This window comes from Mesorhizobium sp. M1006, assembly GCF_040318825.1.
Taxonomy (GTDB): Bacteria; Pseudomonadota; Alphaproteobacteria; order Rhizobiales; family Rhizobiaceae; genus Mesorhizobium.
In genome coordinates, this window is the sequence record NZ_JAMYMZ010000009.1 from 133,257 (window position 1) to 146,849 (window position 13,593).

Here is a 13,593-nt window from a genome sequence, read left to right on the forward strand (position 1 = left end):
ACAACCCGTCCAGCTTCTGGTTCTGCCAAGGTACCGGCATGGAGACGACTGTGCATCCGAAGCGATCCGCCAAAGACATCGAACAAATGGCCGCAAAGGAGACGGCTGCCTTCCTGCGGCGCGCCTCTATCACCTATCTGGAATGTTGTGTGAGCCTGATGATGACGCATCTTCAGCGCGAGGAGGTAGCCGCCATCCTCGAAAAGGAAGCGGATATGCTGCGCCGGCTGGATTGATCGGGCTCGAAGGGCCGCAGGTCGCCTTGGCTTTCCAGGAAACGAAGCAGCGCGGCAGCGTAACGTCTTGCCGCGGCCGCCAGCCGGATCTGTTCCCGATCATCGCCCGATCGCTCAGCCATGCTCCACAAGCCAAGCTGGAAGGCGAGATAGCAGGGCTCGTAGTAGTGGACCAGTTTGGCATCGACGGGACGAGACGTAGTCGCCTCGACAGCTTTGCACAGTGCCGCAGTCGCCGCATCGGAGAGGCTGTACTCGACACGGGCGCCGGCAATGTCCCAGGCGATGTCCTGGCAGCCGATCAGATCGTGCGATCGGCAATGGTCGAGGGCGTCCGTCTTGATCAGCGTTCCGCCGCGCGAAAGGATGAACTCCCACGGATGAAGCCGCCCGTCGATTTCGACCCGCTGCATGGTCTTTGGTGAAGCCTGTTTCGAGAACCAGTTCCGCAGCTCCGCCGCGCGGCTTTCGCCCAGCGCCTCGCTGGTATTCCGCACGGCCATGTCGGCAAGCGCCTCCAGCGAGGCACCCGGCCCGGAGGCGGGCAGATTGGCTGCGCGCCAGGCGAGATAGCGCGCCAGATGAGCGACCATTTTTTGTTTCGAATGCCTTGCCCGCTCCAGCGTTGCACCGTCGCTCCAGCGTTCGACGAGAAAGCCATGGCACAGCCCGGCAATTTCCGGGCCAAAGCCTGCGTCATGCAGCCTCCTGGCAGTCTCGGCCTTGTGCATTCCGATTTCACCGAGGCCGACGAATTTGACCGACCATTTTTCCCGGCCCGCAGAAGCAAGAAACTTTCGCCGCTCGAAGCCGCGGTGGACGGGTGGCCAATGATCCTGCGAGCCATAATGCAAGCGACGCCACTCTCCGGCGGATATTTCCATCAGGCTGACCGCTGTGCGGCCGATCGTCCTGGCCACCCAATCCCGCAGCGCCGGCAGAGCGGATCCCGCGGGGAAAGTCCGTTCGAAATGCGCGGTGTGTTTTTGGCAAACCGTCCATGCCTCACGGATGTCCGCCGATGCCTCGGGACCCGGCCCACCCGAATGGCTGGGGAACAGATGGATGCGCCCGGCATCGATATCCAGCGCTTGCAGCCATGCGACGACGGCGTGAAACGAGCTGCCGGACAGGCCCGGGCCCTCATCGACGACAGCGAAATGGGCCGATGGCCTTGTCCTCCAGCCGCCGATCAGTTCCGGATCGGCGGCAAGCCGCCTGCGAAACGGATGACCGATCGGACGGACACCGACGGGTGCCTGTGCGCCGATGGCTGCAGCCACCATCGCTGCAAGCCCCAGGCCGATGCTGCGGATGCCGATTACGCATGTGTTCGCATCGAGACCCGACTGCCGCGCGGCGACCAAATAGCTTTCCGGATAGAGCGCGTAATGGGCGTAGCCCTCGGCCGTGCCGATGAGGATTTCGCCGTCGCAATCGAGTTCGGCCAGCATTCGCGGCACGTCGGCATCGATCGGGCCGTCGACGGCGAATCCGGCCCTCCACGATCTGCCCACGTCCCGGGCCAAGCCGACCAGGAGATTTGCGCCCGCGATCCGCTGTCGGGAATTCCTGTCCATGCCGTTGGCCTCGAATTCAGCATCGGCAAGGCCCTGGACCAATTCCGAGGTCTTGATGAACAGGCCGACCAGGGCTGCGTGGCGTTCGATCCCGCTGGGCATCTCCGCAATGTGCCCGGCCGCTTCGCAGGCCGAGCTGCGAACATGTCGCGCGCTCTCAATTCGCTTGTGGTCGCCATAGACGATCATTGTCCCGTCCCGGTTGGCCTCACTGCACAACTCGGCGAGCGCTACTTTGATCCACCATCGGTTGCACGATTTTTGCAGCCGGCAAGGAACAATCAGCGAGGCAGGCGGTTTGGCACGAAGAACTTACCTTCAACAGCATAGGCAGCGGTTTCGTGGGATCGAAGAAAGTTCGGATCGGAATAGTCGGCGTCGGCAACTGCGCCTCCTCCCTTGTTCAGGGCATCACCTATTACCGCGACGCAAGAAGCAATGAGCCCATACCCGGGCTGATGCATGCCGATCTTGGCGGCTACCATGTCAAGGACATCGAGGTGGTCTGCGCTTTCGACGTCGCCAAGGGCAAGGTCGGACGCGATGTGGCCGACGCGATCTACAGCGCGCCGAACAATACTTTCCGCTTTGCCAATGTAGCGCCTACCGGCGCCCGCGTCGAACGCGGACCGACGCTGGATGGCATCGGCAAATATCTGCGTGACGAGATCGTGGAGGCCGACGAACCCGTCGCCAACATCAGCAAGATCCTCGCCGAAAGCGGCGCCGAAATCCTGGTGTCATATCTGCCTGTCGGTTCGGAGGAGGCAACGCGCTTTTATGCCGAGTGCGCGCTCGAGGCGGGCTGTGCCTTCGTCAACTGCATACCCGTCTTCATCGCCTCGCGGCCGGAGTGGCGCCGGCGCTTCGAGCAGCACGGCCTGCCGCTGATCGGCGACGACATCAAGAGCCAGGTCGGTGCGACGATCGTCCACCGGCTGCTCGCCAACCTGTTCCGCGAGCGCGGCGTGCGCATCGATCGCACCTACCAGCTCAATTTCGGCGGCAACACCGACTTCCTCAACATGCTGGAGCGCGAGCGGCTGGAATCGAAGAAGATCTCAAAGACGCAATCCGTCACCAGCCAGATCGACGTTCCCCTGGAGCCCGGCAACATTCACGTCGGGCCGAGCGACCATGTCCCGTGGCTGACCGATCGCAAGTGGGCCTATATCCGGGTCGAAGGCACGACCTTTGGCGGCGTACCGCTCAATGCCGAGCTCAAGCTGGAAGTGTGGGATTCGCCCAATTCGGCCGGCGTCGTCATCGATGCGGTGCGTTGCGCCAAGCTGGCGCTCGACCGCGGTATCGCGGGCGCGCTGACCGGTCCCTGCAGCTATTTCATGAAATCGCCGCCCGAGCAGTTCACCGACGCGGAAGCGCGCCAGCGCACGCTCTCTTTTATCGCCGGCAAGGACGAGCCGATGCTCGATGCCGCGGAATGACGACGACGTTCTTTCTGGTGCGCCACGCCGCGCACGACAATGTCGGCTGTTATCTTGCCGGAAGGATGGCCGGCGTTTGCCTCGGCGAAGCCGGCAAGGCACAGGCCTCGCATCTGGCAGACCGCATGGCACGTGAGGCGATAGCGGCAATCTTCAGCAGCCCGCGCGAACGCACGCAGGAGACTGCCAATCCGATCGCGCTCGCCTGCAATGCCGGTGAAATCGCGATCCGCGAGGAGATCGATGAGATCGACTTCGGCACCTGGTCGGGGAAGACCTTCGAGGAGCTGAACCAGGATGCCGACTGGCGGGTGTGGAACGACCAGCGTCAGCAGGCGAGAACACCGAGCGGCGAGACCATGCTGGACGTGCAGCAACGCGTCGTCTCATTGATCGAGCAGGTCCGCGGCACCTACCAGAACCAGGGCGTCGCACTGGTCAGCCATGCCGACGTCATCAAGGCCGCCGTGTGCAAGGTGCTCGGCCTGTCGCTGGGGAACTGCTTTCGCTTCGATATCGACCCAGCCTCGATCACCACGGTTGTTTGGGGGGACTGGGGGTCGAAGCTGATCAGACTCAACGAAGCTGCCTGACGAGGAATTGCCGGATGCGCATGGCTATTTTCGGTCTTACCGTGACATCGTCGTGGGGCAATGGGCACGCCACACTGTGGCGCGGATTGATCCGGGCGATGGCCGGGCTGGGCTGGTCCATCACCTTCTTCGAACGCAACACTCCCTATTATGCCGGGACGCGCGACCTCGATCAGTTGGATGGCGGCAGCATTGTCCTTTATCCGGACTGGCAGGACATCCAGAGCGTTGCCGAGCAGGCGATGAGTGAGGCCGATGTCGTCATCGTCACCTCCTATTGCCCCGATGCCGTGAGCGCGTCGCGCCTTGCCCACCAGGCCTGCCGCGGACTGAAGGTGTTCTACGATCTGGACACGCCGGTGACGCTGGCGCGGATCGAACAAGGTGAGCCTCCGGCCTATTTCGGGCCGGAAGGGCTTCGCGATTTCGATCTCGTGCTGAGCTACACGGGAGGAACCGCGATCGACGCATTGAGGTCGATGCTGGGTGCGCGCCACGTCATGCCGCTCTACGGCCATGTCGATCCAGAGCGACACCGGCCGGCTCCGCCCAGGCCGGAGTTTGCCGGCGACCTTTCCTATCTCGGGACCTATGCGGCAGACCGCCAGGCCGGGGTCGAGAGGCTGCTGGTCAGTCCGGCTGCGCGCCTGCCGGAGCGCCGCTTCATCATTGGCGGCGCACAATATCCGCAGGAATTCCCGTGGAGCGACAATATTTTCTTCGTCCGTCACCTGCCGCCCGCCGACCACCCCGCCTTCTTTTCATCATCACGGCTGACTCTGAATGTGACCCGCGAGGCGATGGCAGAAAGGGGCTGGTGCCCATCCGGCCGGCTGTTCGAAGCCGCCGCTTGCGGTGCCGCGATGGTGAGCGACACATGGCCGGGACTGGAGGCCTTTTTCCGGCCCGGCGAAGAGATCGTCGTGGCGAACAGCACCGACGACGTGGTCGCCGCGCTCGACCTGTCCGACGCCGAGCTTGACGCCATCCGCCGCCGAGCGCGCGAGCGGGTGCTGGAGGAACACACCTCGGCACGGCGCGCGAAGGAATTCGACCGCATCCTGTCCGATGCACTGCACGGCTCCACGCATGGCGAGCCGTTGAAGGAGGCAGTTTGATGTTGGGCATCGTGCCCGCAGCCGGACGGGGAAGCCGCATCCAGCCGCTCGGCTTTTCGAAGGAGCTTCTGCCGGTCGGCAGCCGCATCGACGGCAACACCGAGCGGCCTTGCGCGGTCAGCGAATACCTGGTGCGCCGCATGGTGCGCGCGGGGGCCGACAAGATCTGCTTCGTCATCGGCTCGGGTAAGTCGGATATCCTCGAATATTATTCTGCCGGCTATGCCGACGCGACTGCGCTGTTTGTGGTGCAGCCCTCTCCGGTCGGCCTTTGCGACGCCATCTTCCGTGCCGCACCGCTCGTCACAGCCGATGAGACCGTTCTGGTCGGGTTGCCCGATACGATCTGGTTTCCCGAAGACGGCTTCCTGGCCCTCCCGGACGACGGCCTGTCCTTCCTGCTGTTTCCGGTGGACCAGCCGGAGTTCTTCGACGCCGTCGTTGTCGACCAGGACAGCCGGGTGAAGCAAATCCAGGTCAAACAGCAGAATGCCGCGTCGAACTGGATCTGGGGTGCGTTCAAGATGCCCGGCCGCACCCTTCACCAGCTCGCCGCGCAGTGGCGGGAACGGGACCGGTGCGACGAATATATCGGCACGCTGGTCAATGCCTATCTCGCCGCCGGAGGCGATGCCTGCGGCATCAAGGCTGGCACCGCCTATGTCGACGTCGGCACCTTCAACGGCTACCGCACCGCACTTCGCCTGCTTGAAAGCGCCGCCGGTACCAGGGACGATCAAGTCGACATTACGCTGCCCGGCCACCAGCACGTCCCTGTCCTCGCAGGCGAAAGAGGCTAGCCATGCTGCATTCCGATGCCGAAATCCGCCGCCGTATCGATGCGCTCGGCCCATGGTTCCACAATATGGAACTGGCCGGCATCGAAACCGCTCCCGACCATTTCCTTGGCAACTATCCGCTGATCAAATGGCGCAAATTCGCCGACGCCATTCCCGCCGATCTTTCCGGCAAGGCGGTGCTCGACATAGGCTGCAATGCGGGTTTCTATTCGATCGAGATGAAACGCCGCGGCGCCGGCCGCGTGCTTGGCATCGATTTCGATGAGGCTTACCTGGCGCAGGCGCGCTTTGCCGCCGAGGTAGCAGACTGCGACATCGAATTCCGGCAGCTCTCGGTCTACGACGTTGGCGCCCTGCATGAGCGGTTCGACATCGTGCTGTTCATGGGCGTGCTCTACCATTTGCGCCATCCCTTGCTCGCACTCGATCTGATCCGGGAGCACGTCGCCCGGGACCTGATGATCTTCCAGTCGATGCAGCGCGGCAGCACCAACGTGCCGGCGCTCGAGCAGAATTATCATTTCTGGACCCACGACCTGTTCGACCGGCCGGAGTTCCCAAAGCTGCATTTCATCGAGCATCGCTATGCCGACGACCCGACCAACTGGTGGATTCCCAATCGCGCCTGCACCGAAGCCATGCTGCGCAGCGCCGGCTTCGAGATCGTGCTGCAACCGGAGCAGGAGGTCTATTTCTGCCGCACCGGCGACGTGCCGGCCGGCGGCGCCGCCGTCTACCCGTCGAAAGGACAGATAAATGATTGAAGCCGCCATGATCTGGAACGAGCCCAACAACAAATCCCACTGGGATCCCGAGCTCGACCCCGACTGGAGTCGCTTCGCCGCTACGGCAATCCTGGCCGCCGACGCGATCGCGTTGGAGAATCCGGCCTTGACCAAGGTCCTTGGCGGCATCTCGCCGATCGATGCCGGCTTCATGACACGGATGAAGGAATTCGGCGTGCTCGATCATGTCGACGCAGTCGCCGTGCACGGCTTTCCGCTCGACTGGAACCTCTGGCAGATCCACGAATGGCCGCAGAAGATCGGCGAGATTTCGGCTGTCACCGATCTTCCGGTATGGGTCAGCGAGGTCGGCGTGTCGACCTTCGGCGCCGAGGAGGTACAGGTCTGGGGCCTGCGCCGGACCGCGGAATTGCTGATCGGCAACGCACCGCGCATCCAATGGTACAGCCTCTACGACCTGCCGCGCGAGTGGGAAGCGACGACGCGCCATCGCGAGGCGGAAGGCTCGTCTTACTACCGCCATTTCTACATGGGCTTGCTCCGCCAGGACGGCACGCCAAAGCCCGCGCTCGAGGAGTTCCTGCACCACACGCCGGCAATGGGACTGGTGCAGTGGTTCCATTTCGAAGATCACCGGCTGGACGATGCCGTTGCCTGGATGAAACGCCTCGGCGTCACCAATCTGCGCACCGGGCTTTCCTGGGCCGACAGCTTCAGGCCGAACGCACTTGACTGGTTCGACCGGCAGATGGAAGCTTTGGCCGACTTCGACGTGACGGTTACTTTCTGCTTCACGCCGGAACACCGCGGAATGATGCCGCACCACAGCAGTCCGCCGCTGGTGCCGGAGGAATTCGCCGACTTCTGCGCGGCAATGACGCGCCGATATGCCGGCAGCATCGCTGCCCCTTCGTTCGGCAGGCTGCGCGCCTCCGCAGCGTGAGGAGCTTCGGCTCTCCAGCCATGACGCTCACCGTCCTCAACGTCGCCTATCCCCTCGCCCCGGTCGGGCCGGATGCGGTCGGTGGTGCCGAGCAGGTGCTGTCGATGCTCGACCAGGCGCTCGTACAGGCCGGACACCGCTCGATCGTGATCGGCTGCCAGGGCTCGAGCGCTGCGGGTGTCCTCATCGAGACGCCGGCCGAACCGGGCGTGCTCGATGAAGCGGCGAAGCGCCGGGCGCAGCGTGCTCATTGCGCCGCAATTGCTACCGCGCGCGCTCGCTGGCCAATCGACGTGGTCCATTTGCACGGTATCGATTTCGATGCCTATCTGCCGGGCGACGGGCCGACATTGGTGACCCTGCATTTGCCGCTCGACTGGTATCCGGCCGACGCTCTCAATCCGGCGCGGGAGGATCTGTGGCTGCATGCGGTATCGGCGGCTCAGCAAAGAACCGCGCCGCCGGGAGCCAGGCTGATTGGGCCGATTCCCAACGCAGTGGACGTCGACGCGCTGAGCGAGCCGAAGGCCAAACACGACTTTGCGCTCGTGCTCAGCCGCGTCTGCCCGGAAAAGGGCATCCATCTGGCGCTCGACGCAGCCAAGAAGGCCAGCGTGCCGCTGGTCATCGGTGGCAAGGTCTACCCCTATGAAACTCACACAACGTATTTTCGCGACGAGGTCGAACCCCGGCTGGACGACCGGCGCCGCTTCCTTGGTCCGCTCGGCTTTGTCGCCAAGCGGCGCCTGCTGAATACAGCCCGCTGCCTAGTCATCCCGAGCCTTGCCGCGGAGACCAGTTCGCTCGTCGCAATGGAGGCGCTCGCCTGCGGCACCCCCGTGGTGGCCTTCCCGAGTGGCGCACTGCCGGATGTGGTCGAGCACGGCAAGACCGGGTATCTGGTCGGGGATGTCGACGAGATGGCCGAAGCCATCGCTGCCGCACCCAGCCTGGACCCCGAGACCTGCCGAGCCGAGGCGCGGCGGCGCTTTTCACTCGACCGCATGGTTTCCTCCTACATGGACGCCTATCGGGCGCTGGCACGGCTCGGCACAGACAGCGGGCAGCTCGCGACGGCGAGGTGAGCAGGACATGCTCCGCAGTCAGATCATCGACGATCCGGCGGACCTCGAAGCCCTCGAGCCGCACTGGTGGGAACTCTGGTCGCGCAGTCCCTCGGCGACGCCGTTCCAGTCTCCCGCATGGTTGCTGCCATGGTGGCGGACATTTGCTCCCGGCGAGCTGGCGACGGTCGCCGTCTGGCGTGGCGACGATCTGGTCGGCCTGGCGCCACTCTATCTGGAACGCCACGACGCCGGCGCGCGATTGCTTCCGCTCGGCATTTCGTTGAGCGACTATCTGGATGTCCTTTGTCTTCCCGAGATGGCCGAACCGGTCGGCGCAGTCATCGGTGGCGCCGTTCTTTCCGTCGGCTGGTCACAGTGGATCTTGCAGGACCTGCCTCCCGGCGGCGCCGGCCTTGCCATCAGGCATGCCGCGCTCGAATCGTGCCAAGCCGTCGGTCACGCCGCTTGCCCGGTGCTCGCCCTCGCCGGCGACCAGACGCTTCAAGGCTGCGTTCCGGCACGGCGGAGGCGCCAATTGCGCCGCGCCCACAGGGCCGCGTCGAGACGCGGCAGTGTCTCCATCGAACCCGCTTTGTCCGATCCGCAGACATTCCTCGACCAGCTGATCCGCCTTCACCGCGCGCGCTGGGCCGGACACGGCGACGGCGTGCTGTCCGATTCCCGCGTGGAAGAATTCCACCGTCAGGCGCTGCCGCAGCTGGTCGCACAGGTGCTTGCCCGATGCTGGCTTATCACGATCGGTAACGCGATCGTGGGCGCCTATTACGGGTTCCATCATCGTGGCCGCGCTTGCGCTTATCTCGGTGGCTTCGATCCGGCCTATGCCGAGGAAAGTCCCGGCGCGCTGCTCATCGGCCAGGCGATAAGGCAGGCGATCTGCGAAGGCGCGGAAGAGTTCGATTTTCTGCGCGGACAAGAGGCCTACAAGTACAGCTGGGGCGCCGTAGACCGGTGGACGATGCGCAAGATCTGGACGCGGAGCAAAGGGCGATGAGCGCGACCCAGCCAGAATCTCGGCGGTCGATATCAGCAAGGCGGGTGCTGGAGGATTGCATGGCAGACGGTGCCGGCGTCGAAGCCGTCATCGCCAGGCTGGCTCTCCGTTTCGAGACAGGAATCGAAGCCGCAGAACTGGCGAAGATTGCACAAACCACACATTCGGCCGATTCGCGAAAGACGGCAAAACTACAACGGATTGCCGACCTGCTGCAGCGCAGGCCCGAGATCTTCGCCACGCTGCGCAAAACAGGTGGTGCCGTTCGGCACGAGCGTGGGGAGGACGAGACCGACGATGCGGTCGTCAAACGGCTGGCGGCCGGGTTTGACGCGGCGGCGGCGATCTCCCCGGCGGCGAGCGTCCAGCTGTCATCGCTGGGCAATGAGGAAAAGCTCTCTGCCGCTACGGCTGAGATCGTTGCATGGCTGGAGAGGCGAGGCTTTACCGGTACCGACTACGACATACTGGATATCGGCTGTGGTATCGGTCGGTTCGAACAGGCGCTCTCCGCTCTGTCGCACCGGATCGTCGGCAGCGATATATCCCCAGCGATGATCTCGATCGCCCGCCGGCGATGCGCCGGGCTCGGCAATGTAGAATTCCGCCCTACGCGCGGTTTCGATCTTGCCGATTTTTGCGATGCAAGCTTCGACCGCGTGCTGGCCGTCGACAGCTTTCCCTATCTGGTGCTGGCCGGCCTTGCGGAGCGACATTTCGTGGAAATCGCGCGCGTGCTGAAGAGGCCGGGGATGGCCGCGCTTTTGAATTATTCATATCGCGGATCGCCGGCGCTGGATCGCGCCGATGTCCATAACTTCGCCAACGCAAATGGCATGCAAGTCCTCGTCGACGGCGAAAAGCCGTTCCGGCACTGGGACGGCGATGCCTTCCTGCTTACGATTTCCGGCGGAACATTGCGGCCCAACGCTGGTTCGGATGCCGAACGGGAAAAGCCGCTATTCGACGGTATGAAGGAGGACAAGATGGCGTCCGGAAGCAAGAAGCACATCGGTCGCGGCAGTCACGGCAAAGGCGCTGGCGCTGGCGCGATGACCGATCCCCAAGGACAAGATCGGAGAGAACGCCGTTCTGTCCAACAGAGACAAGAAGCAGCACACCAAGGAGCGTGGGCTCGACGGCAATCGGGTCAAGTCCGAGCAGTACCAGGATCATTCGGCGGATCGGCGGCCTGAAGACTGATCGTTGCGGCGGCATATGGCTTGCAGCCGGCGAGCAATTGAAACGCAGCGAGAGGCCAACCGCTGACGAAGCTGTGCAAGGACCGAAGCCGGTCGCATGGATGGCCTGCAAATTCTTGCAAACTCGCACTGTTGCCACCAGAGTGAGGTGAAGGGACCAACATTTGCCAAGAGAACGCGATGTCTCGCTCAAGGGAAGATTCTGTCAGCACGCGTGCCGATCTGACGATAGACCGGGAAATCGCTTCCTTGCTTGCGGCCATCGAACAGGAAAGGGTTCCTGACCGGCTGACCAAACTTGCGATCGAGTTGCAGCATGCGCTTGTCGAAAGGCGCTTGCGCGAGACCAGCAACTAACGTGACGTGTATTAGCGGCGCCTCTCGGCTTCGAAGTCCAGTTGTCCTTCGGACAGATAGCTGCGCCTTTCCATCAGGGTTTGCGAGGAACTTTCGCCAAGGTATTCCAGCACGCCGGCGCGTGCCCTGTTGAGCCGGCTCTTCACGGTTCCCACCGCGCAACCGCATATTTCGGCCGTTTCCTCATAGCTGACGCCCAGAACGCCTATCAACATCAGAACCTCGCGCTGGTGCTCAGGAAGGCTCTGGATGGCCTGGTGGACCTCCTTGCCCTGTACGGACCATTCCTGCGTCGCTTCCGAGATCGGCCGCAGCGAAGCGCAGTCGAGCAGGCCGGGCGCTTCCCTCACCGCGGCCCTGACACGCGTGTAGTAGGTGTTGCGCATGATCGTGAAGAGCCATGACTTCATGCGCGTTCCAGCTTCGAACTTGTCAATGTTGGCCAAGCCCTTGGTCAGCGTCTCCTGGACCAGGTCGTCGGCATCATCGGGGGTGCGGCAGAAGGTGCGGGCGAAAGCCCTCAAAGCGGGTATGAGGTCGACGATGGAAACTTCTTCGGTTTCGCGAGTCGCCAAGGCGTAGGCTGTAGGTGGCAATGGTCCAGCTCCCGTCCAGAATGAGTTCGTGAGCGCAGACCAGTTAAATGCATTGGGCGAAAGATCGTTCCGGTTGGCGAAAGCACCCGGCTCCAGAAACCGGAGAGGACTTGGCTGAGCAATCCCGGCCGACGGCGATATTTTTGACGGAACAACCATCGGGATCGCGGAGTTCAAAATCAAGGTCGTCCGACAAATTCGCGCGCCGACACTTGGCGCGTCGAAATGCGATCTCGTAGCGAGCCTTAGCTGCGACCTCAAGGGCGGCCCGCCACCTCAAGAAACAGGAGGAGTCCATGACAGGAAACAAGCACGCCAAAGGCAAAACGCCGGCCGATAGCGATCTTGCCAACGATCCCGGCATCGGCAGTTCCAGGGGCACGATCAAGGAGGGCGACCGGCTCGATCAGGGCAACAATACGTTCGAAGGCGATGTCGAGAACGACACCACGCCGCAAGGCGGTATCAATCCCCGGCAAAAGATGCGGACCAACAAGTGACCGGCTGCGCACGATCGAACAAACCTGCTGCAACCCGTGCAGCAATCCCGCGTTAAAGAGCATGAGCCTTCAGTCTGCCCCGGACGTTGATGCGACAGGCTCTTTCGCGGAGACACAGATGACAAAAAAATCGTTTGGCCGCCCCGTTCCAATTCTCGTCGGCCTTGGTTTCCCTCGCCATGTCGAGAATATCTGGCAGGCCTATGACGTCTTAAATGAATGGCCGAGCCGCGGTCCGGCGCACAAGGCGGCGTTCGACGCCTGTCGCGCCGGGCTGGCTGACGAGGTCGACGTTGAGACGGTGCGCGCGGCGTTCGATAAATTCGCCCGCAAGGTGGGCATTCTGGCCTACGATATCGCAGCCGAAACACCAGCACGCGCCAAAACAGCTGCGAAGGCCTACGACGTTTGGCTGAAACGCCCGTCGGACAGTCGTGTAGACCCTGAAGACACGCAGCTTGCTTGAAGCGACACCTTGCTTGAACCGGGAGGAATACGGTGCAGAGAATGGAGTTCGATACACCTGTTTGCATCTATTTCGGCAAGCCCGGGCGATCGCGATTGGTCAGTTCCGTTTTCGAAGCAGTACATTGCCTGAAAAGCGAGAAATGGCCGGCGCGCAATGCCCCACTGGCGCTGGCGGCCGCTGATGTATTGAATCGCGCCCGAACCGGTGAAATTACGGCCGGCAAAGCGCGGCAAGCGTTTGTCGACGCCGCGTGGGAGGCAAACATTCTTGTCGAAGGCGAGCCGCATGATGGGCATGCCACGACAGCCTTCATATCGGACTGCGGGTGAAGCGGCAGGCTGCCTCCCTGAAGTTCCGCCCAAAGCTTGGTTTATCGCGAATGATTGGCGTCCTCGGCCTTTTTCTCGCGCTGCTGCCTGAGGATTTCGTCGGTTCCGACGAGCTTCTTCGATCCGCCCGGGATCGCGGTGGAGACGACCGCCGGTGGGTCGCTTGCCGGGAAGGAATCTTCCAGGCCTGCCTGCAATTGGTCTTCCAGCGTTTGCGGCTCTTCAGAGCGGCCGGGGGTCCTTCGGGTATCTACGCTCTCCAGCGGCTGTGTCATGTCCGGCGAAGACCTGACTTCTCGAATCCAGCCATAGAGCTGTTCGATGGCAAATTCCTTCATCGTGTCGAAATCGGCCTTTTCGTCACGCAATGCCTCGATTTGGTCGACCATGGTCTTCTCGAAACGTTCGAGGCTATCGCTTCCGCAGGCCCGGCAGAGACGCACCAGCGCCTGGCGCAGTATGAGTGGCGCAAAGTGCGCCGTTGCCTCAAGCCTGAGCTGCTGCAAACGCTCCGGGGTAGCGGCTTGGAACTTCGACATGCTCGACCTCTTCGCCTTGTGGAGCATGTCAACGAAAATTGTCGGCGGATGTTCCATC

15 protein-coding genes and 2 pseudogenes are annotated in these 13,593 nt (G+C 62.8%); 13 read left to right on the top strand and 4 right to left on the bottom strand.

Going from position 1 to position 13,593, the window contains the following annotated elements; translation table 11 throughout:
* Positions 1 to 172: 172 nt before the first annotated feature.
* Positions 173 to 2,005, bottom strand: a complete 1,833-nt coding sequence (locus NKH60_RS11425; RefSeq protein ID WP_352612116.1) for a hypothetical protein — start codon at positions 2,003 to 2,005, stop codon at positions 173 to 175.
* Between the two features lie 152 nt (positions 2,006 to 2,157).
* Here NKH60_RS11425 and NKH60_RS11430 point away from each other — a divergent pair, with 152 nt between their 5' ends.
* The 10 genes and pseudogenes from NKH60_RS11430 (at position 2,158) to NKH60_RS11475 (ending at position 10,746) form a co-directional block, all read left to right on the top strand.
* Complete coding sequence (locus NKH60_RS11430) at positions 2,158 to 3,261, top strand: inositol-3-phosphate synthase (protein ID WP_352488477.1); 1,104 nt, start codon at positions 2,158 to 2,160, stop codon at positions 3,259 to 3,261.
* On the top strand, positions 3,258 to 3,854 hold the full coding sequence (locus NKH60_RS11435; protein ID WP_352612114.1) for a histidine phosphatase family protein: 597 nt from the start codon (positions 3,258 to 3,260) through the stop codon (positions 3,852 to 3,854). Before NKH60_RS11430 ends, NKH60_RS11435 begins: the two co-directional genes overlap by 4 nt.
* Positions 3,855 to 3,868: 14 nt before the next feature.
* Complete coding sequence (locus NKH60_RS11440; RefSeq protein WP_352472875.1) at positions 3,869 to 4,972, top strand: CgeB family protein; 1,104 nt, start codon at positions 3,869 to 3,871, stop codon at positions 4,970 to 4,972.
* The gene (locus NKH60_RS11445) at positions 4,972 to 5,772 is read left to right on the top strand and encodes a nucleotidyltransferase family protein (RefSeq protein ID WP_352612112.1); all 801 of its coding nucleotides are present in this window, start codon (positions 4,972 to 4,974) and stop codon (positions 5,770 to 5,772) included. Before NKH60_RS11440 ends, NKH60_RS11445 begins: the two co-directional genes overlap by 1 nt.
* A 2-nt stretch (positions 5,773 to 5,774) precedes the next feature.
* Positions 5,775 to 6,536 (top strand): TIGR04290 family methyltransferase, encoded by a 762-nt coding sequence (locus NKH60_RS11450; RefSeq protein WP_352768295.1) that lies wholly within the window; start codon positions 5,775 to 5,777, stop codon positions 6,534 to 6,536.
* The gene (locus NKH60_RS11455) at positions 6,529 to 7,461 is read left to right on the top strand and encodes a glycoside hydrolase 5 family protein (RefSeq protein ID WP_352502177.1); all 933 of its coding nucleotides are present in this window, start codon (positions 6,529 to 6,531) and stop codon (positions 7,459 to 7,461) included. Before NKH60_RS11450 ends, NKH60_RS11455 begins: the two co-directional genes overlap by 8 nt.
* Before the next feature lie 20 nt (positions 7,462 to 7,481).
* The gene (locus tag NKH60_RS11460) at positions 7,482 to 8,546 is read left to right on the top strand and encodes a glycosyltransferase family 4 protein (RefSeq protein ID WP_352872147.1); all 1,065 of its coding nucleotides are present in this window, start codon (positions 7,482 to 7,484) and stop codon (positions 8,544 to 8,546) included.
* Positions 8,547 to 8,553: 7 nt separating this feature from the next.
* Positions 8,554 to 9,543 carry a GNAT family N-acetyltransferase gene (locus NKH60_RS11465; protein WP_352872149.1) on the top strand — a complete coding sequence of 330 codons (990 nt, stop codon included), beginning with the start codon at positions 8,554 to 8,556 and terminating at the stop codon, positions 9,541 to 9,543.
* Between the two features lie 59 nt (positions 9,544 to 9,602).
* Positions 9,603 to 10,304: pseudogene (locus NKH60_RS11470) on the top strand (class I SAM-dependent methyltransferase); the annotation flags it as partial.
* Positions 10,305 to 10,529: 225 nt separating this feature from the next.
* A pseudogene (locus tag NKH60_RS11475) lies at positions 10,530 to 10,746 on the top strand (hypothetical protein).
* 188 nt (positions 10,747 to 10,934) lie between these two features.
* Here the strand turns inward: NKH60_RS11475 and NKH60_RS11480 are convergent.
* Both NKH60_RS11480 and NKH60_RS11485 read right to left on the bottom strand, forming a co-directional pair.
* A complete protein-coding gene (locus tag NKH60_RS11480) occupies positions 10,935 to 11,063 on the bottom strand; it encodes a hypothetical protein (protein WP_352502174.1) in 129 nt (42 codons plus the stop codon).
* Positions 11,064 to 11,113: 50 nt separating this feature from the next.
* A complete protein-coding gene (locus tag NKH60_RS11485) occupies positions 11,114 to 11,677 on the bottom strand; it encodes a sigma-70 family RNA polymerase sigma factor (protein WP_352488584.1) in 564 nt (187 codons plus the stop codon).
* A gap of 317 nt (positions 11,678 to 11,994) precedes the next feature.
* Between NKH60_RS11485 and NKH60_RS11490 the strand changes: the two genes are divergently transcribed.
* The 3 genes from NKH60_RS11490 (at position 11,995) to NKH60_RS11500 (ending at position 12,996) form a co-directional block, all read left to right on the top strand.
* Positions 11,995 to 12,198, top strand: a complete 204-nt coding sequence (locus NKH60_RS11490) for a hypothetical protein (protein WP_292657608.1) — start codon at positions 11,995 to 11,997, stop codon at positions 12,196 to 12,198.
* Positions 12,199 to 12,316: 118 nt separating this feature from the next.
* The gene (locus NKH60_RS11495) at positions 12,317 to 12,664 is read left to right on the top strand and encodes a DUF982 domain-containing protein (protein ID WP_352612104.1); all 348 of its coding nucleotides are present in this window, start codon (positions 12,317 to 12,319) and stop codon (positions 12,662 to 12,664) included.
* A 41-nt stretch (positions 12,665 to 12,705) separates the two neighbouring features.
* Positions 12,706 to 12,996 (top strand): DUF982 domain-containing protein, encoded by a 291-nt coding sequence (locus NKH60_RS11500; RefSeq protein WP_352612102.1) that lies wholly within the window; start codon positions 12,706 to 12,708, stop codon positions 12,994 to 12,996.
* Between the two features lie 41 nt (positions 12,997 to 13,037).
* Here the strand turns inward: NKH60_RS11500 and NKH60_RS11505 are convergent, their stop codons facing one another.
* Positions 13,038 to 13,535: a hypothetical protein gene (locus NKH60_RS11505; RefSeq protein ID WP_254818816.1), complete on the bottom strand. Its 498-nt coding sequence runs from the start codon at positions 13,533 to 13,535 to the stop codon at positions 13,038 to 13,040.
* Between the last annotated feature and the right edge of the window lie 58 nt (positions 13,536 to 13,593).